Origin of the sequence: Nonomuraea sp. NPDC047897 (genome assembly GCF_043204415.1) — a bacterium.
GTDB lineage: Bacteria > Actinomycetota > Actinomycetes > Streptosporangiales > Streptosporangiaceae > Nonomuraea.
Genome location: NZ_JBIDCC010000008.1, coordinates 243,662 through 262,790, shown reverse-complemented (window position 1 = coordinate 262,790; position 19,129 = coordinate 243,662). Strand labels below are relative to the sequence as shown.

The following is a 19,129-nucleotide window of genomic DNA, read 5'->3' as shown; positions in this document are numbered from 1 at the left end:
CCGCCCGCGCCCGGACCGGAGCGGGAACCCCGGCACGCCAAAACGACCCCACGGGGTGCATCCGAACGTCCGTCCGCTCTCGAAGACCCTGGTGACGAGCGGAGGCTTTGGTGACCATGACCGTACTGACCGGCTCCGTCCGCGAGCTGGTCGACCGACATCTGGCGGAGATCGTCGAGCGTGAGACGAGCGGGCTCGGCTTCGTGGGGGACGAGGGCGTCGGCACCGTGCGCCGGTTCCTCGCCGACTTCGTCCTGCGCGGGGGCAAGCGGCTGCGGCCGTCCTTCGTGTACTGGGGGCACCGGGCCGCGGGCGGGCGGCCGGAGGACCTGGACGCGGTGCTGTCGGCCGGCTGCGCGGTCGAGCTCGTGCACGCCTGCGCGCTGCTGCTCGACGACGTCATGGACGAGTCGGGCACCCGGCGGGGCCACGTCACGGCGCACCTGGCGCTGGCCGAGGAGCACCGGCGGGCCGGGTGGCGCGGCGATCCCCGGCGGCACGGGGAGTCGGTGGCGACGCTGCTCGGCCTGCTCGCCTACACCTGGGCCGACAGCGCGATGCTGGCCGCCGGCGTGCCGCGCCGGGCGTGGGAGGTGTTCACCCGGCTACGCGTGGAGCTGATCGGCGGGCAGTACCTGGACCTGGCCGACGCCGCCCGCGGCCGCGCCACGCGCCGCCGGATCATGGAGATCGGCGCGTACAAGTCCGGCAAGTACACCGTCGAGCGTCCCCTGCACCTGGGGCACACGCTGGCCGGCGGCGACGGCGCGACGCTCGCGGCGCTCGGCGCGTACGCGGCGCCGCTCGGGCAGGCGTTCCAACTGCGCGACGACGTGCTCGGCGTCTTCGGCGACCCGGCGCGCACCGGCAAGCCCGCGGGCGCCGACCTGCTGCTCGGCAAACAGACCTACCTGCTGGCTGAGGCCCACGCCCGCACCGGCGACCTCGGCGCCGCGATCCTCGGCCGCGTGCGTGACGAGGCGGACGTGGCCACCGCCCGCGAGCTGATCGCCGGGTGCGGCGCCCTCGACGCGGCCGAACGGCGCATCGGCGCGCTGGCCGGCGAGGCGGTGGCGGCGCTGGAGGCGCCCTGCCTGCCCGCCGACGCCGCCGCGGCCCTCGTCGAGCTGGCCCGCCAGGCCACGGAGCGGGCGGCGTGATGGACGTGGTCATCGGGGCCGGGCTGGCCGGTCTGTCGGCGGCGATCCACCTGGCCGCGGCCGGGCGCGAGGTGACCGTCGTGGAGACGCGGGACGTCCCCGGCGGCTGCTGCGGCACGGCCGAACTCGGGCCGTACCGCTTCGACACCGGGCCGTCGGTGCTCACCATGCCGGACGTGCTGGCCGAGATCTTCGGCGCGGCGGGCGAGGACCTCGACCATTGGCTGCCGCTGCGCCGCCTCGACCCCGCCTACCGGCTGCTCTTCCACGACGGCTCCCGGCTGGACGTGCTGCCGGACGCCGACGCCATGATCGGGCAGGTGCGCGAGCTGTGCGGGCCCGCCGAGGCCGAACGCTACCGGCGCTTCCGCACGCTGCTGGGCAGGCTGTTCGCCGCCGAGTGGAGCGTGTTCGTCGACGCGGACATGACCCGCCTGCGCGCCCTGGCCAGGCCGGTCGCGCTGGTGCGCCTGGCGGCCATGGGCGGGTTCCGCCGCCTCGACCGGCTCGTGGCCGCCCATCTCACCGACGAGCGGCTCATCCGGGCGCACACCTTCCAGGCGCTGTACGCGGGGCTGTCGCCGTCGCGGGCGCTGGGCGTCTACGCCGTCATCGCGCACATGGACACCGTGGGAGGCGTCTACTTCCCCGAGAGCGGCGGCATGCACGCGGTGCCCGCCGCCATGGCCGCCCTCGCCGGGAAACTCGGCGTGACGTTCCGGTACGGCACGCGCGCCACCCGGGTCGAGGCCGGCGGCGACGGCGTCACGGCGGTGCGCCTGGACACCGGGGAACGGCTGGCCTCCCGCGCCGTCGTGGTGGCCTGCGACCTGGTGCGCGCCCAGGCGGAGCTGCTGCCGCGGGCCGCGGCCGACTGGCGGCTGCGCCGGCCGCGCTTCTCCCCGTCATGCGTGGTGACCCACGTCGGGCTGGACCGTCCCCTGCCCGGTCACGCCCACCACACCCTGCACCTCGGCAGGCAGTGGGAGCGGACGTTCGCCGCCCTGGAGGCGGGACGCCCGCAGCCCGACCCCAGCATCCTCGTGACCCACCCCTCCCCGGACACGCTCAGCGTCCTGGAGCCCGCGCCCAACCTGCAGGGCCGCGGCTGGGAGACCGTGGAGGAGCGGCTGCTCGCCCGCCTGGACGCGCTCGGCTACGGCGACCTGTCGGGGGCGCCGCGGCTCACCTGGGACCCCCGCAGGTGGGCGGCCGAGGGCCACTCCGCGGGCACGCCGTTCGCCCTGGACCACCGCTTCACGCAGACGGCCTGGTTCCGGCCGTCCGGCGCGGCCCGCCGCGTCCCCGGCCTGCACTTCGCGGGCATGCACACCGCTCCGGGCGTCGGCGTGCCGCCCGTGCTGCTGTCCGGGCGGCTGGCCGCCCGCCGCATCATCGCGGAGGCACGATGACCTGCCTGGGCGCCCGGTCCCCCGATGCCGCGGCCGAGGGCTCGACCGGCCTGACCGCCGCCTACGAGCGCTGCCGCGCCCTGCACGCCCGCTTCGGCCGCTCCTACTACCTGGCCACGCTCCTCCTGCCCGCCTGGAAGCGCCGCCACGTGCACGCCCTGTACGGCTTCGCCCGGTACGCCGACGAGATCGTCGACTCGTTCACCATGAACGGCGACCGCGCCGCCGCCCTCGACGGGCTGGAGTCCCGCGTCGCCGCGGCCCTGGCGGGTGAGCGGTCCGGCGACCCCGTGCTGCCCGCGTTCGCCCACACCGTGCGCTCCTTCGGCATCGGCCACGGCGAGGTGGCCGCGTTCCTGCGCTCGATGCGCGCCGACCTGACCGTGACCCGCTACGCCACCTACGACGACCTGCTCGGCTACATGGAGGGCTCGGCGGCCGTCATCGGCACCATGATGCTGCCCGTCCTGGAGCCGCTGCCGGAGATGGAGGCCGCGGCCCGCGAGCCGGCCCGGCAGCTCGGCCTGGCCTTCCAGCTCACCAACTTCCTGCGCGACGTGGCCGAGGACCTCGCCCGCGGCCGCGTCTACCTGCCCGGGGCCGACCTCGACCGGTTCGGCGTCACGGAGGCGGCGCTGCGCGGCCCGCGCACGCCTCCCGAGGCCCGGCGGCTGCTGGCCTTCGAGGCGGGGCGCGCCTGGGACCACTATGCCCGGGCGCTGGAGGGCATCGCGTTGCTGACCCCGTCGTCGCGGCCGTGCGTGCGGGCCGCGTACGAACTGTACGGCGGGATCCTGGCGGAGATCGAGCGCGGCGGGTACGAGGTGCTGGCCCGCCGGGCGCGGGTGCCGCGCCGGCACAGGCTGGCGGTCTTCACCCGGCACCTCGTGGCCGCCAGGGCGGCGGGCCGCCGTGAGCGCCGTGTCACGGTGGAGGTGCCCTGACCCCTCCCCTCACCCGGTCAGCGGGTCCGTCCCGTTCCACGTGCCCTCGCTCGCGTACGGGGCGAAGCGGGCGAACAGTTCCTCGGCGTACCAGTCGTCGCGCCGCACGCGGCCGATCACGTCGCGGTGGGCGTCTCCTCGGTAGGCGAACCGGCGGATGTCGGCCTCGTCCCGCCACAGGGAGAAGGTGGCCTGGCGGGCGAGCGGCCACTCGCCGGCGCCCACGGAGGCGAGACAGCCGGGCCGGCGCAGCAGGTCGCGGTCCACGGCCGGGACGGCGCGGTAGAAGGCGACGAGCCGGGTGGGCCGGATCGACGCCCGGGTGAGCACCGCCACCGGGCCCTGGTGGCGGCCCGTGCGGCCGGTGCCGGCGAACGGGTCACGGCAGCCGGGGAGGTCGGCGACGGCGAACGGGTCGCGTCCGGCCCAGCGGCCGTGCCAGGACAGCGGGGTCAACCGCACGTGCCAGGACTCCGCTGCCGCGCGCCGCCAGCGCCGCGCGATCGGCGAGTCGCGCAGGAACGCCTCCAGCGCCGCCTCGTCCCGCCACACCGCGAACAGCGCCCAGCGGCGCAGGTCCGCGCCGGGCGTCATGGAGGCGCCCCGGCCCGTGCCGAGCAGCCGGTGGAACGTCAGGCCGCCGGTGCGTCGCAGCACCGGCCGGTCGAAGGCCATGTACCGGATGGCGCTCGTGTCCGGGTACCTGATGAGGTGGAAGGAGGCCACCCCGCTTCGCGCGGTCACGGCCCGCCGCCCGTGTCACGGGCCGCGCGCGGGCCGAGCGGCTGCGGGGGGCCGTAGGCGCGCCCTCGCCAGGTGCGGCGCGGCCGGTACGTCGCCCGCGTGAGCTGGACGGCCGTCGCCGGATCGAGCAGCGGCGACAGCAGCAGGCCGGGGCCGGGACGCTCGTAGCTGCCGCGCAGCGCCCACGCGAGCAGCAGCCGCACGCCGAGCAGTCCCAGGTCGAGCGGCGTCGCGCGGCCCGCCAGCAGCCGCGCGACGGGCAGCGCGGCGGTCAGCCACACCACGGCCAGGTCGGCTGTCTGCCGCCGCCGTCCCGTCACGTCGGCCAGCGCGAGCGTGCGCCCCCACTCCCGCCACACGCCGGCCGCCGAGTCGTGCATGTCCACGACCAGCAGGTCACCGGCGTCCAGGAGGCCCACCCGCCAGCCGTCGGCGGCCAGCGTCCTGGCCAGCGCGACGTCGTCGGCCAGGTGCCCGCGTATTCGGGCGAACCCGTCGGCGGCCAGCATCGCGGACCGGTGGAAGGCCAGGCACTGGCCGTTGGCGAGGACCCGGTGCGGTGGGGGCGGCGTCGCGGCCCCGATCGGCCCGAGCCGGTAGACGAGCGTCGCCAGGAACGAGGCGTGCAGCGCCTGCTCGGCGAGGCCGTCGCAGACGAACCTCGGTCCGGCCGAGACCAGGTCGAACTCCGCCAGCCCGGCCGCCAGCGCCCCGAACAGGCCGGGCCGCGGCCGGGCGTCGGCGTCCAGCGTCACGACGACCGGGCCCTTCGCAACAGCCAGCCCCTGGTGGACGGCCCACGGCTTGCCCACCCAGCCGTCCGGCGGCGGCGTGCCGCGCACGACGGTCGCGCCCAGGGACGCGGCCAGCCGGGCCGTGCCGTCCGTGGACTCGTCGTCCACCACGATCACCTCGCGCACGGCCGGGTCGGCCAGCGCGGCGGCCACGCACGGCGCCAGCCGTCCTTCCTCGTTCCTGGCCGGGACGACCACGGACACCTCGCTCCGGGAGCGGGCGGGCACGGGGCGCAGCGACGGCCTGCGCCGCCGTCCTCTCGCCAGCCGGGCGCAGACCACGGCCCCCGCGACGGCCTGCGCCGCGGCGAGCACGGCGGACCGCAGCGTATGGTTCGCGGGCGTCATGAGGCCGCCTTCCCGGTGGGGAAGTCCTCGTCCACCATCGAGGCGACGATCCGGCCGCCCATCGCCACCAGCGGCAGCCCGCCGCCGGGGTGCGCCGAGCCGCCCACCAGGTACAGGCCGCGCCGGGGCCCGCGGTTGGCCGGGCGGCGGAAGGGGGCGAGCCGGCCGGAGTAGGCGGTGCCGTAGATCGCGCCGCCCCACGCGCCGTACCGCTGCCGCAGGTCGGCGGGGGTGAACAGGTCCACGAAGCGCAGCCGTCCCGCCAGGTCCAGACCGCGTTCGGCGAGCCGTTCGAGCACCAGGTCCCGGTACGACTCCGGCGGCGTCGGCCAGCGGGACGGGTCGCGCGCGGGGACGTTCACCAGCAGCGTCAACGCCTCGGCGCCGGCCGGGGCCTGCGACGGGTCGTCCACCGAGGCGCAGCCGACGTAGACGGTCGGGTCGGTGGACGGTGTCCGGCGCCGGAAGAGAGCGTCGAACTCGGCCCGCTGGTCGGCCGAGAAGAGGATCGAGTGGTGGGCGAGCCCCTCGGTGCGGCCCTCGACCCCGGCAAGCAGCAGGAAGGCCGAGGTCGACGGGCCGAGCGCGGCGACGCGGCGCAGCCTGGGCCGGTCGGGCAGCAGCCGCCCGTACAACTCGGCCGCGTCGGTGTTCGCCACGACGGCGTCGGCGGCGATCCGCTCGCCGTCCGCCAGCCGGACGCCGCCGACCCGCCGCCGGTCGGCGACGATCGCGTCGACGGGGGCCGACAGCCGCACCTCCACGCCGGCCTCGGCCAGCAGGGCTGCGAGGTCGCCGGCGAGGCGCGGCAGGCCGCCGGGGACGTACCAGGCGCCGTGGTCGTGCTCGATGGCCGGGACGCAGCCGAGCGCGGCCGGGGCGCGGTACGGGTCGGACCCGGCGTAGGTGGCGTACCGGTTGACGTACTGGTGCAGGCGCGGGTCGCGGAAGCAGCGGCGCGCGAGGCCCGCGAGCGTGCGGCCGGGCGCGACCGCGAGCAGGTCCGACAGGTGCGCCGCGCGCGGGGGCCGGTTCAGCGGGCCGGCGAAGAACGTGCGCGTGGACGCCGACAGGCAGCGCCGGGCCCAGGCGTGGAACGCCAGCCAGCGCGCCCCCTCCCCCGGCGCCAGCCGCTCCACCGCGCGCGCCATCCGGTCCGGGTCGCGGTGCGCGGTCAGCACCGACCCGTCGGCGAAGCGGTAGCGGCACAGCTCCTCGATCTCCACCAGCTCTCGGTGCACGCCCAGGTCGCGGAACACGCCGGGCAGCGTGAGCAGCGACGGGCCCAGGGAGAAGCGGAAGCCGTCGCGCCGGTGCTCGGCCAGCTTGCCGCCGAGCCGCGGGAGCCGTTCCAGCAGGGTCACCTCGTGCCCGGACCGGGCCAGCAGCAGGGCGCTCACCATCCCGCCCACGCCGCCGCCCACCACGCTCACCGCCGCCACAGGTCCTCCTCGGTCCCCTCACGCGTCCCGGCTCTCGCCGTGATTCCCGCTTTCACCCGTACGACGACGAAGACCCCCATGGCCAGCCCGCCGCACACGGCGACCACGAGGTCGGGCGGCCGGAACACCAGCGCGAACCCGACCGTCTCCATCACTGCCATGACCGCGTACACGGCGGCCGGCCCCGCCGCGCCGGACACGTCCGGCAGCAGCCCGTGGATCACCGTCATCACCAGCAGCGACACCAGCAGCCACCCGGCGAAGTTGGTCAGTGGCACGTCGCGGTAGAAGCCGCCGTCGTGCCAGGTCCACGCCCCGAGGCGGAGCATCTGCGGATCGAGGAACAGGTCCCACGCGGTCAGCGCCACGGCTCCGAGCACGACGCGCGTGGCGCCGCCGCCCGGGGCGACGGCGTACGCGGCCAGCCCCATCCCGCCCCAGGCGACCGGCACGATCACCGGGACGTCCAGCAGTTGCGGCTGGAGCACCTCGGTGTAGGAGTAGGCCCCGAACGGCACGCCGCTCGCCACCCCGGCCAGTTCGGCGACGTAGCCGACGGCCGCCACGGCGGCGAACGCCGCCACGGCGCGCCCCGGCCGGCCGGTCGCGCCGGCCGCGAACGCCACGGACGAGGCCGCCAGCAGCAGCACGACGAGGTCCGTCCATCCGCGCAGGTCGTCTGTCGCGCCACTGACGACCTGCGCGGCGGCCATCGCGCACAGCAGGACCGTTCCGATGATCGTGGGGGCTCGTCGCCGGGCCGAGACTGCGGTCACGCACATACCTTCGGACGATCCCGCCGATCGGATGCATCGCCCCGCCGATCACCGCCCCGCCGATCGGATGCGTCGCCCGGCCGGTCGGCCGCATCGCCCGGCCGGTCGGCCGCGACGCCGTCAGGGGCGCGGCACGGCCGTCCCGGCCGGGGCGTCGCCGGAGCGGGGCCGCAGCACGCTGCCGATCGCGGTGGTGAACTCCCGCCACGCCGACCGCTCCCCCTCAAGCTGCCTGCGGCCCGACTCGGTCAGCCGGTAGGTGCGCCGCTTGCGTCCGCCGACCGTGGCCCACTCGCTGGCCAGGTGCCCGGTGCGCTCCAGCCTGCGCAGCGCGGGGTAGACGGTGCCCGTCGGCACGCTGAGCGCGCCGCCGCTGCGTTCCTGCAGCGCCTCGATGATCGCGTAGCCGTGCAGCGGCTCGGCCTCCAGAACGGACAGCAGCAGGGCGTCCATGTGGCCGCGCAGCGCGTCGGGGTTCATGAGCACGATCCTAGGCAACGCCGCGTCGTGTAGACAGCCTACATGTAGGCTGTCTACACCGAAGTGGACGAGGGAGGTCCCGATGGACGTGCTCGACCTGGCGCGGTTACAGTTCGCGGCGACAGGAAGCCTGCACTTCCTGTTCGTGATGGTGACGCTCGGGCTGGCGCCGATGGTGGCGATCACCCACACCCGCTGGGTGCGCTCCGGAGACCCGGCACACGAACGGATGACCCGCTTCTGGGGCGAGGTCTACGTCATCAACTACGCGCTGGGCATCGTCACCGGACTGGTGATGGAGTTCCAGTTCGGGCTGTCGTGGGCCGGGCTGTCGCACTACGCGGGCGACGTGTTCGGCGCCCCCCTGGCCATGGAGACGCTGGTGGCGTTCTTCCTGGAGTCGACGTTCCTCGGACTGTGGATCTTCGGGTGGGGGCGGCTGCCGAAGCGCCTCCACCTGGCCTGCATCTGGCTGGTGACCCTCACCGCGTACGCCAGCGCCTTCTTCGTCATGGTGGCCAACTCCTTCCTGCAGAACCCCGCCGGAGCGGCGCCCGGAGGCGACCGGATGGAACTGGTCGACGCCGGGGCGCTGTTCACGAACAAGGCGCTCGTCTTCGCCTTCCCCCACGTCGTCGGCGTCGGGCTGTTCGCCGGCGCGATGGTGGTCGTCGGCGCGAGCGCCTACCGGCTGCGCCGCCGCGACGGCGAGACGGAGTTCTTCACCGCGTCGCTGCGCACCGGCGTGGGCACCGCCTTCCTCGGGCTGTGGATCGCGGTGGCCTTCGGCTACCCGCAGTTCGGCGGGGTGGCCGAGGGCAAGTTCGACGGCGACGCGGGCGTGGCGAACACCGCGCTGGCGATCATGACGGAGTCGGGCAACCTGCTGTCCCTCCTCCTGCTCGCCATGTTCGTGACGAGGAAACGCCTGCCGCGCTGGCGGTGGTCGCACCTGGCGCTCATCGCCATGACCCCGGTGCCGTTCGCGCTGGCGATCTGCGGCTGGCTGGCCCGCGAGGTGGGCCGGCAGCCGTGGATGATCTGGGAACGGCTGACCGTGGCCGACGCCATGTCACCCGGTCTCACCTCCGGCATGGTGACCGCCTCGCTCGTCGGCTTCGTCGCGGTCCTCGGCATGCTCGCGGTCGCCGACTACGCGCTCATCGCCCGGGTGGTCAGGCGCGGCCCGCGCGACCTGCCCCTCGGCGCCACCCTCGACGAGCAGCGCTCCCCCGCACTGAGCCACTAGGAGAACCGGCCATGGAACTGATCTGGTACGCCGTCTTCGCGCTGCTGCTGGTCGGCTACTTCGCCCTGGAGGGGTTCGACCTTGGGGTCGGGCTGCTGCTGCCGCTGGTCGGCCGGGACGGGCCCGCCAGGGACCGCATGGTGGCCGCCATGGCACCGTTCGTGCTGGCGAACGAGGTGTGGCTGGTGGCCGTCGCCGGGACCCTGTTCGGGGTGTACCCGACGCTGGAGGGCGAGGTGCTGTTCGGCCTGTACCCGCTGGTGGTCGCCATGCTGCTGGCCTGGGTCGTGCGCGACGCGGGGCTGTGGTTCCGGCGCCGCGCCGACGGCGCGCGCTGGCGCTCCTTCTGGGACGCGATGATCACACTGGGGTCGCTCGGCCTGGCGTTCGGCTGGGGCGTGGCGCTGTACGCCGCCGCGACGGGCTTCGGCTCCGCACTGTCGCACCCGGTCGGGCTGCTGCTGGGCGTCGTGGTCACGCTGCTGTTCGCCTGGCACGGGTGGACGTTCCTCGGCTGGCGCGCGCCGGAGACGGCCGGGATCACCCGGTCCGGCCGGGCGCTGGCGCTGTCAGGGACCGCCGCAGCGCTGCCGGCCGCCGCCGTGGTCGGGGGCGCCCTGCCGTACCTGCTGGAGCACAGCGCGCCCTCCCCTACGCTGAGTGTGCTCAGTGTCATGGTCCTGCCGTTCGCGCCGGTGATGGTGATCGCGCAAGTATGGGTGTGGCGCACTTTCCGTCCCGGGAAGGGGCCCGTCAGGACTCTCTCGTTCTTCTGAGGTCACGTGCACAAGGATCTCCTGCGGCTCATGCGGGCCGAGCGGTCGATACGGCGCCACCTGTCCGTCACGATGGCGGCGGCCGTGCTCGCGGGCCTGCTCGTGCTCGTCCAGGCCGAACTGCTGGCCGGGGTGCTGTCCGGCAGGTTCGCCGCCGTCGCGCTGGCCGGCGTGGCCGCAGTGGTGGGCCTGCGGGCGCTGCTGGCCTGGACGCAGGGCGTCTTCGCCGGCCGCACCGCCACCGGCGTGAAGTCGGCGCTGCGCCACCGGCTGCTGGCCCGGCTGCAGGAGCTCGGCCCGGCCAGGCTGACCGGCCACCGCTCCGGCGAGCTGGTCACCCTCACCGGCCGCGGCCTCGACGGGCTCGACGCCTACCTGACCGGCTACCTGCCCGCCGTCGCCGTGGCCGCAGTGGTGCCGGTCGCCGTGCTCGTCCGGCTCTTCGCCGCCGACCTGGCGAGCGCGGTCATCGTGCTGGTGACGCTGCCGCTGATCCCCGTCTTCGGCGCCCTCGTCGGCCTGACGACCAAGGCGGTCACCGAACGCCAGTACCACGCCCTGTCGCGGCTCGGCGGGCACTTCCTCGACGTGGTGCGCGGCCTGCCCACGCTGCGCGCCTTCGGCCGCGCCCGCTACCAGGCGGGCGTCATCCGGCAGGTGGCCGACGCGCACCGGTCGGCGACCATGCGGACGCTGCGGGTCGCGTTCCTGTCGTCGCTGGTGCTGGAGCTGTGCGCGTCGCTGTCGCTGGCGCTGGTGGCGGTGCCCATCGGGCTGCGCCTGCTGGGCGGCTCGCTCGACCTGACGACGGCGTTGCTGGTGCTGCTGCTGGCCCCGGAGGCGTACCTGCCGCTGCGGGCGATGGGCACCAGGTTCCACGCCTCGATGGAGGGCGTCGCCGCCGCCGACGCCGCCTTCGCCGTGCTCGACCGCGCCACGTCGCCCGCCGAGCCCTCCGGACGCTCCGCCGAGGACGCCGCTGAGCTCTCCACCCGGGAATCCGCCAAGGAGTCCGCCCAGGAGCCCGCCCGCCCGGCCGGGTCCGGCGCGCCCGCGGCCGGGAGCGGCGGGCCGCCGGCCATCCGGCTGGAGAACGTCACGGTCCGCTACCCCGACCGTGACGACGCCGCCCTGACGGACGTGTCGCTCACGATCGCCCCGGGCGAGCACGTCGCCCTGGTCGGCGAGAGCGGCGGCGGCAAGAGCACCCTCCTGCACCTCCTGCTCGGCTTCGTCCGGCCCGCCGCAGGCCAGGTCCTCGTGGACGGCGTCGACCTGCGCGAACTCGACCCGGATGGGTGGCGCGACCGGCTGGCGTTCGTGCCGCAGCGCCCGCACCTGTTCACGACGTCGGTGGCCGGCAACATCCGCCTCGGCTCGCCGGGTGCCACGCCGGAGGAGGTGCGGCGGGCCGCGACGGCCGCGTACGCCGACGAGTTCGTCCAGCGACTCCCCGACGGCTACGACACGCCCGTCGGGGAGCGCGGCGCCAACCTGTCGGCGGGCCAGCGGCAGCGCGTCGCCCTGGCGCGCGCCTTCTGCCGCCCGCAGGCCACCGTGCTGCTGCTCGACGAACCGACGGCCCGGCTGGACGGGCGCAGCGAGGCGGCGGTCGTCGCGGCGACGGCCGACCTGGCCGGTGGCCGCACGGCCGTCATCGTCGCCCACCGGCCCGCCATGATCGAGCTGGCCGACCGCGTCATCCGCCTGCACGAGGGCCGGGTCGTCTCCGACACGGCCACCCCGGGCGCGGAGCGACTGCGTGAGGACGGCAGGGCGCGGGCGGAGTCCCGCGGCCGGGGGAGGAACGCGTGAACCGGCTGATGGGAGCCCGGCTCGGCTGGGCCGTGCTGGCGGGGGCGGCGGCCGACCTGGCCGGACTCGGGCTGATCGCCGCCGCCGCCTGGCTGATCACCCGGGCGGCCGAGCAGCCGCCGCTGGCCGCCCTCAGCGTGGCGATCGTGGCGACGCGCGCGTTCGCCACCGGCAAGGGCGTGTTCCGCTACGCCGAGCGCCTCACCGGGCACGACGTGGCCCTGCGCGCCCAGGCCGGCACCCGTGAACGCCTGTACGAGGCCCTCATCGCGCCCCGCCCGCCCCGGCACGGCGGCGCCGACCTGCTGAGCCGGATGGTGGACGACACCGACGCCGTCCAGGACCTGCTGGTCCGCTGCCTGCTGCCCGCCGCGGCCGCGGCCGTCACGGCCGTAGCGGCCGTGGGCATCGGGCTGTTCGTGCTGCCGGCCGCCGCGCTGGTGCTGCTGGCGGGGCTGGCCGTGGCGGGGGTGCTGCTTCCGGCGGTCACCACGGCCGGGGCGCGCCGCTGGTCGGCGAGGATCGCCCCCGCGCGCGCGGCGCTGGCGGGCTCGGTGGCGGACCTGGTGCACGGCTCGGCCGACCTGGCCGCCTACGGCGCCGGGGACCGGGCGCTGGAGCAGGCGCGGGCCGCTGACGAGGCGCTGGCCGCGCTCGAACGCCGCCAGTCCCGCGTGCACGCCCTCGCCCTGGCCGCCGGCACGCTCACCCAGGGGCTCACGGTGGCGGGCATCGTGCTGCTGGCGCAGGCCGCCGGCGCGGGCACGGTGGCCACCGCCGTGCTGGCCCTGACCGCGCTGGTGTCGTTCGAGCCGATCCTGCCCCTGGCGGCGGCGGGCGAGCGGCTGGCCGGCGTCACCGCGGCGCTGCGCCGCCTCAAGGAGGTGCGCGGCGCTCCCGCCGCCGTCACGGAGCCGCCCGCGCCCGCGCCGCTCCCCCAGCCGCCGTACACGGTGGAGGTGGCCGACCTCGTCGTCCGGCACGCGCCCGCAGGCGGGCAGACCGGCGGCGCGCAGGGCGGCCAGGTCGAGAGCGGGCGGGTGGAGATCGGCGAGGTGGAGCGCGCGGCCGGTGCGCCGCGAGCGGCGGTCGACGGGGTGTCGCTCACGCTGACGCCCGGCAGTCGGGTGGCGCTGGTGGGTCCGAGCGGAGCCGGCAAGAGCACGCTGCTGGCCGCGTTGATGCGTCTGGTGGAGCCCGAGTCCGGCAGCGTGCGGGTCAACGGCGTCGACGTCCGGGACCTCGCCTCCGACGACGTCCGGACCCTCATGACGGGGCTCACCCAGGACCCGTACATCTTCCAGACCACCCTGCGCGACAACCTGCGCCTGGCGGGACCCGACGCGGGCGAGGAGCGGCTGCGCGAGGCCGTCCGCGAGGCGCGGCTGGAGCGGTGGGCCGACCGCACCGGGTGGGACGCACAGCTCGGCGAGGACGGCAGGACCGTCTCCGGCGGGCAGTTGCAGCGGCTGGCGCTCGCGCGGGCCCTGCTGTACGACCCGCCGGTGCTGCTGCTGGACGAGCCCGCCGAGGCGCTGGACGAGGAGACGGCCGACCGGCTGATGGCCGACCTGCTCGACGTGACCCGCGGCCGCACCACGCTGCTGGTCACCCACCGCCTGCGGGGGCTGGAGAACGTGGACGAGATCATCGTGCTGGAGGACGGCCGCGTGATCCAGCGCGGCCCGCACCGGCGGCTGGTGGCCGAGCCCGGCTACTACCGCGACCTGTGGGAGTCCGAGGCGTTGACCCGCCGCTGAGCCCGCCCGAACCGCCGCCCTTGCGTTCGCGACGCCAACAGGTTTACGATTCAAACCAGTTTGATGGTGAGAGAGGTTTGAGATGGCAGACGACAGCGACGCGGCGCCGAGCCCCGAGGAGATGCTGCGCCTCATCGAGCGGCAGCGCGCCGACACCGTCAGACGCCTCAAGGGTGATCCACGGCTGATGTACGCGCCGTGGGGGGTCGCCTGGCTGCTCGGGTTCGGCACGCTGTTCCTGCACTACGGCCTCGACGGCGAGCCCTACCTGGCGATCTCCCAGATGCAGGCGGTGGGCGTGATGCTGGGCCTGCAGGTGCTGGCCGGAGGCGTCGCCGCGTACGGGATCACCCGGATGAGCGGCCAGGTGCGCGGTGACAGCTCCGCCCGCGGGATGATGTACGGCTACGCGTGGTTCGCCGGGATGATGCTCATGGTGGTCGTCGCGAGCCGTATGTCCCCGCAGCTCCCGCCCGCCGAGAGCGGCCTGCTCTGGGCCGCGGTGTCCATGCTGGTGGTGGGCGTCCTCTACATGGCCGGCGGGGCGCTCTGGCTCGACTGGTCGATGTTCTTCGTCGGCGTCTGCGTCCTGGCCGTCAACGCGGTCGGCGTCGTGCTCGGAGCCGGCTGGCACGCCCTGCTGGCGGCCGTGTTCCTCGGCGGCGGTTTCGTCGTCGTGAGCTTCTGGCTGTGGCGGCGCGGGTGACGGCCGACGGCCCGCTGCCCGAGCTCGATCCCGTCATCCACGCCCAGGCCAGGCTGCGCGTGGTGGCCGCGCTCAACACGCTCGCCGACGGCGACGAGATGGCCTTCCCCGCGTTGAAGGACCTGCTCGGCATGACCGCGGGCAACCTGTCCGTGCACCTCACCAAGCTCGAGGACGCCGGATACGTCCGCATCACCAAGACCCACCGGGGCCGCACCCCGGTCACCTACGTCGCCCTGACCAAGCGCGGGCGGCTCGCCTTCGACGAGTACACCAAGGCGATCCGCGCGCTGCTCGACACCGCTGGAGGTTCGCGATGACCGTCCTCGCCCGAACGACCGAGGCCACCCGCCGCTACGGCGACGTCCTGGCCCTCGACCGGGTCTCCCTCGACATCGGGGCGGGCGAGCTGGTCGGCCTGCTCGGACCGAACGGCGCCGGCAAGTCCACCCTGATCAACCTGTTCACCGGCCTGCGCAGGCCCACCTCCGGCACGGTGGAGCTGCTCGGCGGCTCCCCGCAGGACCCGGCGGTACGGCGGGACATCGGCGTCACCCCGCAGGAGACCGGTCTGCCGGAGGCGCTGCGGGTGGGCGAGGTGGTCGACTTCGTCTCCGCGCACTTCCCGCGCCGCGCCGGACGCGACGAGCTGCTCGACCGGTTCGGGCTGCAGGATCTGGTCAGGCGGCAGATCGGCGGCCTGTCCGGCGGGCAGAAGCGGCGGCTGGCCGTGGCGCTGGCGTTCGCGGGCCGGCCGAAGCTGGTCTTCCTCGACGAGCCGACGACCGGCCTCGACGTGGAGGGACGGCGGGCGCTGTGGGACGGCATCCGGGCCTTCCACGACGACGGCGGCACCATCCTGCTGACCAGCCACTACCTGGAGGAGATCGAGGCGCTCGCGCAGCGGGTCGTGGTCGTGGGCCACGGCCGCGTGCTGGCCGACGACACCGTGCCGGCCATCCGCGACATGGTCGGCGTGCGGCGGGTCACCCTGTCCGCTGACGCTCTGCCGGACCTGCCTGGCGTGCTCGGCTCTGAGCGCGAGGGCGACCGCGTCCACCTGCTCACCACCGACCCCGACCGGCTCGTCGTCGAGCTGGTGCGCAGCGGCGCCCCGTTCTCCGGGCTGGAGATCCGGCCGACCACCCTCGAAGAGGCCTTCCTCACCATCACCGCGAAGGAGAGCACCCTTGTCTAGCCTCGTGCTGGCCCACACCCGCTACCAGATGCTGGAGCAGATCCGGGTGCCGATCGGGCTGGTGTCCAGCGCGTTCTTCCCGGCGGCGTCCATGCTGGCCTTCGTCGTGCCGTTCGCGGCCGACGATCCGGTGGCCTCGACGACGGCCACGGGGTCGATGATGATGATCGGCGCCATGTCGGCGTCGCTGATGGGGCTGAGCATCTCGGTCGCACAGGACCGCGAGCAGCCCTGGAACCCCTACCTGCGCACGCTGCCCGCCGGGCCGCTGCCCCGCTTCGCCGGCCGCATCCTGACGACCATGGGCGTCATGCTGCTGGCGGTGATCCCGGTGCTGGTCATCGCGGCCCTGTTCACCGAGGCGGCCATCACCGTGCCGCGGCTGCTGCTCGGCCTGGCGGCGCTGCTCGCCGGGTCGGTGCCGTTCATGCTGCTGGGCCTGCTGCTCGGCTTCGTGCTGTCGTCGAAGGCGGCCATCGGGGTGTCGCAGCTGCTGTTCTTCCCGATGGCGATCCTGGGCGGGCTGTTCCTGCCGCCGCAGTTCATGCCGGGGTTCGTCCAGGCCCTCTCGCCCTTCATGCCGAGCCGCGGCGCCGTCGAGCTGGTCTGGAGCGCCACCACGGGCACGTCACCCGCCCCGGTGTCCCTGGTCGCCCTGTGCGGATGGACCGTCGCCGCGGCGGCCGGCGCCGCCTGGGCCTACCGGCGCGACGAGGGCCGCCGCTTCTCCTAGCGCTCCCGTGAGGCCGCGCGATCACGCTTCGGATCCGCCCGGGCAGCGGCATTCGGCTCCGTACTCCCCCGCCTGGTGGACGGGGTGGCCGCGACCGGCCGGCGGGGTGAGTACGGCCTCACACGCAATCCCACAGGAAGCGGCCCTCCTTTCCGTCCTTCGAGACGAAGGCCCAGCCTGCCCCCCACCCGCTTCGATCCCAGGCGCCGTAACAAGGAACGATCTCCTGCGAGACCCCATGCTCCGTCAGTCCGTCCGGGGGCAGCCAATCCTGCAGCTCTGACGTGAGCTGGACCACCAGCGTCCAGCCCTCTTCCGGACACCGCTCTTCGTGTATCCAATCCGGCTCCACCCCAGGGCCGCCGAGGAAGACCGACGTGTCGTCCTCCGCCGAACGGGGCAGATGGTCCACGCACGCCGCAGGCCCCTCGGCCCGCGCCCGTACGGTCACGAAGTCCGGGACACGGCCGCCGGGTTGGATCACCACCGCGTTCTCCCCACCCTCGGGTAGCGCGGAGAGATCTTCATCACCCATGAACACATAAGCCAGGCGGCCGCCGCCGATCGTGAACTGGCCCAAGAACTGCATGGGTTCGCCGGTGATACCTGAGGATGGCCACTGCGGCTCCTCCAGCCACACCGGCTGCCCGCCGATCTTGGTCACCGGCTCACGTACGGGCCCGTCAGCGGAGACGAACTCAAGGCGGGCGCCAGGCTGGAACATGGCTACTCCTTGCGGTTGCACGATCGGCGATGAGGACAGGACCTGTGCCGGGATATCTACGTACGCCGCGAAAAGGGCTGCACAAGCCGCGACGTAGAGACGGCGTCAATATCCAGGCGTTGGCCGTATGAATCCCGTCAAGAACGACAAAAGCCCCTAAATCTCGCGATTTGCTGAGCTTGCAGACGTCCGGACAGCGGCGGCTGCGACACCCAGTCACAGATTCGAGGAGTGGGGATGGCTGACGTCATCTTCGTCGCCCTGACGATCACGATATTCGCGATCTTCGGGCTGGCCGTCAAGGCGGTGGAACGGCTGTGAGTGCCGTCAACGCCGCCGGCCTCATCGTGGTGGTCGCCCTCATGATCTTCATGGTCGCGGCCCTGCTCTTCCCGGAGCGCTTCTGATGAGTACGACCACCGCAGGGATGATCTTCATCGGTTCCCTGATCGCCGCCCTCGCCCTGGCCTACAAGCCGCTGGGCGACCATATGCACCGGTCCTACACGTCCACCAGGCACAACGTCGTCGAGCGCGGCATCTACCGGCTCCTGGGCGTGCGTGCCGACGCCGAGCAGAGCTGGAGCGTGTACGCGCGCAGCCTGCTGGCCTTCTCCGTGATCTCCATCCTGTTCGTGTACGCCGTCCAGCGACTGCAGGACAGGCTCCCGCTGAGCGTGGGCATGGAGCCGGTGACCGACCACATCGCCTGGAACACCGCGATCAGCTTCGTCACCAACACCAACTGGCAGGCGTACTCCGGCGAGTCCACGATGGGCCACCTGACCCAGATGGGCGCCCTGGCGGTGCAGAACTTCGTCTCGGCCTCGGTGGGCATGGCGGTGGCCATCGCCCTGGTGCGCGGCTTCGCGCGCCGCAAGTCCGACACGATCGGCAATTTCTGGGTGGACCTCGTCCGCGGCTCGGTCCGGATCCTGCTGCCGATCGCCTTCGTGGGCGCGCTGGTGCTGGTGGCCGGCGGGCTGATCCAGAACTTCGCCGGCCCGCACGAGGTGACCACGCTGACCGGCGGCACACAGTCGATCACCGGCGGGCCGGTCGCCTCGCAGGAGGTCATCAAGGAACTGGGGACCAACGGCGGCGGCTTCTACAACGCCAACTCCGCGCACCCCTTCGAGAACGCCACCACGTGGACCAACTGGTTCGAGAACTTCCTGATCCTGGTGATCCCCTTCGCGCTGACCCGCACCTTCGGCAAGATGGTCGGCCAGGTGCGGCAGGGGTACGCGATCCTCGCCGTGATGGGCGTGATCGCGCTCGGCGGCATCCTGCTCACCAACGTCTTCGAGCTGTCCGGCCACGCGACCGTGCCGCAGGCCGCAGGCGCGGCCATGGAGGGCAAGGAGGTGCGCTTCGGCGTCTCCAACTCGGCCACCTTCGCCGCCTCCACCACGCTCACCAGCACCGGCGCGGTGAACTCCTTCCACGACTCCTACACGCCGTTCGGCGGCATGATGACCCTGGCCAACATGATGCTGGGCGAGGTGGCGCCCGGCGGCGTGGGCGCGGGCCTGTACGGCATGCTGGTCCTGGCCGTGATCACGGTGTTCGTGGCGGGCCTGATGGTCGGCCGCACGCCGGAGTACCTGGGCAAGAAGATCGGCGCCCGCCAGATCAAGCTGGCCTCGCTGTACTTCCTCGTCACCCCCACCCTGGTGCTGCTCGGGACGGCGTTCGCGATGGGTTCGCCGGAGCGGCGCGCCGGCATGCTCAACACCGGGCCGCACGGCCTGTCCGAGGTGCTCTACGCCTTCACCAGCGCCTCCAACAACAACGGCTCCGCCTTCGCCGGGCTCACGGTCAACACCCCGTGGTACGACGTGGCGCTCGGCCTGTGCATGACCTTCGGCCGCTTCCTGCCGATCATCCTCGTGCTGGCACTGGCCGGCTCGCTGGCGGCGCAGGCCCCCGTACCGGTGAGCGCGGGCACCTTGCCGACCCACCGGCCGCAGTTCGTCGGCATGGTCGTCGGCGTGACGATCATCCTGGTGGCGCTCACCTTCCTCCCGGCGCTCGCGCTCGGCCCCATCGCGGAAGGACTCTCGTGA

19 protein-coding genes are annotated in these 19,129 nt (G+C 74.2%); 13 read left to right on the top strand and 6 right to left on the bottom strand.

The genetic code is table 11. The features are described 5' to 3' along the window. Window positions 1–116 precede the first annotated feature (116 nt). Genes ACGF0J_RS20055 through ACGF0J_RS20045 form a run of 3 tightly spaced genes read left to right on the top strand, consistent with a single transcriptional unit; the run spans window position 117 to window position 3,516 of the window. Window positions 117–1,160 (top strand): polyprenyl synthetase family protein, encoded by a 1,044-nt coding sequence (locus ACGF0J_RS20055; RefSeq protein ID WP_393148077.1) that lies wholly within the window; start codon window positions 117–119, stop codon window positions 1,158–1,160. Further along, a complete protein-coding gene (locus ACGF0J_RS20050) occupies window positions 1,160–2,572 on the top strand; it encodes a phytoene desaturase family protein (RefSeq protein WP_393148075.1) in 1,413 nt (470 codons plus the stop codon). The genes ACGF0J_RS20055 and ACGF0J_RS20050 overlap by 1 nt, the downstream gene beginning before the upstream one ends. Next, window positions 2,569–3,516, top strand: a complete 948-nt coding sequence (locus tag ACGF0J_RS20045; protein ID WP_393147792.1) for a phytoene/squalene synthase family protein — start codon at window positions 2,569–2,571, stop codon at window positions 3,514–3,516. The genes ACGF0J_RS20050 and ACGF0J_RS20045 overlap by 4 nt, the downstream gene beginning before the upstream one ends. Before the next feature lie 9 nt (window positions 3,517–3,525). On the opposite strand, the gene ACGF0J_RS20040 is transcribed toward ACGF0J_RS20045, so the two are convergent. From ACGF0J_RS20040 to ACGF0J_RS20020, 5 genes are all read right to left on the bottom strand, one after another. Continuing rightward, window positions 3,526–4,260 (bottom strand): spheroidene monooxygenase, encoded by a 735-nt coding sequence (locus ACGF0J_RS20040; protein ID WP_393147791.1) that lies wholly within the window; start codon window positions 4,258–4,260, stop codon window positions 3,526–3,528. Next, window positions 4,257–5,402, bottom strand: a complete 1,146-nt coding sequence (locus tag ACGF0J_RS20035) for a glycosyltransferase (RefSeq protein ID WP_393147789.1) — start codon at window positions 5,400–5,402, stop codon at window positions 4,257–4,259. Before ACGF0J_RS20035 ends, ACGF0J_RS20040 begins: the two co-directional genes overlap by 4 nt. Beyond that, window positions 5,399–6,844 (bottom strand): phytoene desaturase family protein, encoded by a 1,446-nt coding sequence (locus ACGF0J_RS20030; protein WP_393147787.1) that lies wholly within the window; start codon window positions 6,842–6,844, stop codon window positions 5,399–5,401. Before ACGF0J_RS20030 ends, ACGF0J_RS20035 begins: the two co-directional genes overlap by 4 nt. Beyond that, window positions 6,832–7,620, bottom strand: coding sequence for a carotenoid biosynthesis protein (locus ACGF0J_RS20025; RefSeq protein WP_393147785.1), 789 nt, complete (start codon window positions 7,618–7,620; stop codon window positions 6,832–6,834). The genes ACGF0J_RS20030 and ACGF0J_RS20025 overlap by 13 nt, the downstream gene beginning before the upstream one ends. A 120-nt stretch (window positions 7,621–7,740) precedes the next feature. Beyond that, on the bottom strand, window positions 7,741–8,100 hold the full coding sequence (locus ACGF0J_RS20020) for a helix-turn-helix transcriptional regulator (RefSeq protein WP_393147783.1): 360 nt from the start codon (window positions 8,098–8,100) through the stop codon (window positions 7,741–7,743). A gap of 82 nt (window positions 8,101–8,182) precedes the next feature. Between ACGF0J_RS20020 and ACGF0J_RS20015 the strand changes: the two genes are divergently transcribed. The 8 genes from ACGF0J_RS20015 (at window position 8,183) to ACGF0J_RS19980 (ending at window position 16,337) form a co-directional block, all read left to right on the top strand. Then, window positions 8,183–9,349, top strand: a complete 1,167-nt coding sequence (locus tag ACGF0J_RS20015) for a cytochrome ubiquinol oxidase subunit I (RefSeq protein WP_393147781.1) — start codon at window positions 8,183–8,185, stop codon at window positions 9,347–9,349. Window positions 9,350–9,360: 11 nt separating this feature from the next. Then, window positions 9,361–10,125, top strand: coding sequence for a cytochrome d ubiquinol oxidase subunit II (locus tag ACGF0J_RS20010; RefSeq protein ID WP_393147779.1), 765 nt, complete (start codon window positions 9,361–9,363; stop codon window positions 10,123–10,125). A 6-nt stretch (window positions 10,126–10,131) separates the two neighbouring features. Next, complete coding sequence (gene cydD, locus ACGF0J_RS20005) at window positions 10,132–11,940, top strand: thiol reductant ABC exporter subunit CydD (protein ID WP_393147777.1); 1,809 nt, start codon at window positions 10,132–10,134, stop codon at window positions 11,938–11,940. Further along, window positions 11,937–13,700, top strand: coding sequence for a thiol reductant ABC exporter subunit CydC (gene cydC, locus ACGF0J_RS20000; RefSeq protein ID WP_393147775.1), 1,764 nt, complete (start codon window positions 11,937–11,939; stop codon window positions 13,698–13,700). The genes cydD and cydC overlap by 4 nt, the downstream gene beginning before the upstream one ends. Before the next feature lie 82 nt (window positions 13,701–13,782). Beyond that, window positions 13,783–14,406 carry a hypothetical protein gene (locus ACGF0J_RS19995; protein ID WP_393147773.1) on the top strand — a complete coding sequence of 208 codons (624 nt, stop codon included), beginning with the start codon at window positions 13,783–13,785 and terminating at the stop codon, window positions 14,404–14,406. Further along, window positions 14,391–14,726 carry a transcriptional regulator gene (locus tag ACGF0J_RS19990; RefSeq protein ID WP_393147771.1) on the top strand — a complete coding sequence of 112 codons (336 nt, stop codon included), beginning with the start codon at window positions 14,391–14,393 and terminating at the stop codon, window positions 14,724–14,726. Before ACGF0J_RS19995 ends, ACGF0J_RS19990 begins: the two co-directional genes overlap by 16 nt. Beyond that, window positions 14,723–15,604, top strand: coding sequence for an ABC transporter ATP-binding protein (locus ACGF0J_RS19985; RefSeq protein ID WP_393147769.1), 882 nt, complete (start codon window positions 14,723–14,725; stop codon window positions 15,602–15,604). The genes ACGF0J_RS19990 and ACGF0J_RS19985 overlap by 4 nt, the downstream gene beginning before the upstream one ends. Next, complete coding sequence (locus ACGF0J_RS19980; protein WP_393147767.1) at window positions 15,597–16,337, top strand: ABC transporter permease; 741 nt, start codon at window positions 15,597–15,599, stop codon at window positions 16,335–16,337. The genes ACGF0J_RS19985 and ACGF0J_RS19980 overlap by 8 nt, the downstream gene beginning before the upstream one ends. Window positions 16,338–16,455: 118 nt before the next feature. On the opposite strand, the gene ACGF0J_RS19975 is transcribed toward ACGF0J_RS19980, so the two are convergent. Continuing rightward, on the bottom strand, window positions 16,456–17,061 hold the full coding sequence (locus ACGF0J_RS19975; RefSeq protein WP_393147765.1) for a hypothetical protein: 606 nt from the start codon (window positions 17,059–17,061) through the stop codon (window positions 16,456–16,458). A 317-nt stretch (window positions 17,062–17,378) separates the two neighbouring features. Here ACGF0J_RS19975 and kdpF point away from each other — a divergent pair, with 317 nt between their 5' ends. Both kdpF and kdpA read left to right on the top strand, forming a co-directional pair. Further along, the gene (gene kdpF, locus ACGF0J_RS19970; protein WP_393147763.1) at window positions 17,379–17,468 is read left to right on the top strand and encodes a K(+)-transporting ATPase subunit F; all 90 of its coding nucleotides are present in this window, start codon (window positions 17,379–17,381) and stop codon (window positions 17,466–17,468) included. Next, complete coding sequence (gene kdpA, locus ACGF0J_RS19965; protein WP_393147761.1) at window positions 17,468–19,129, top strand: potassium-transporting ATPase subunit KdpA; 1,662 nt, start codon at window positions 17,468–17,470, stop codon at window positions 19,127–19,129. Before kdpF ends, kdpA begins: the two co-directional genes overlap by 1 nt.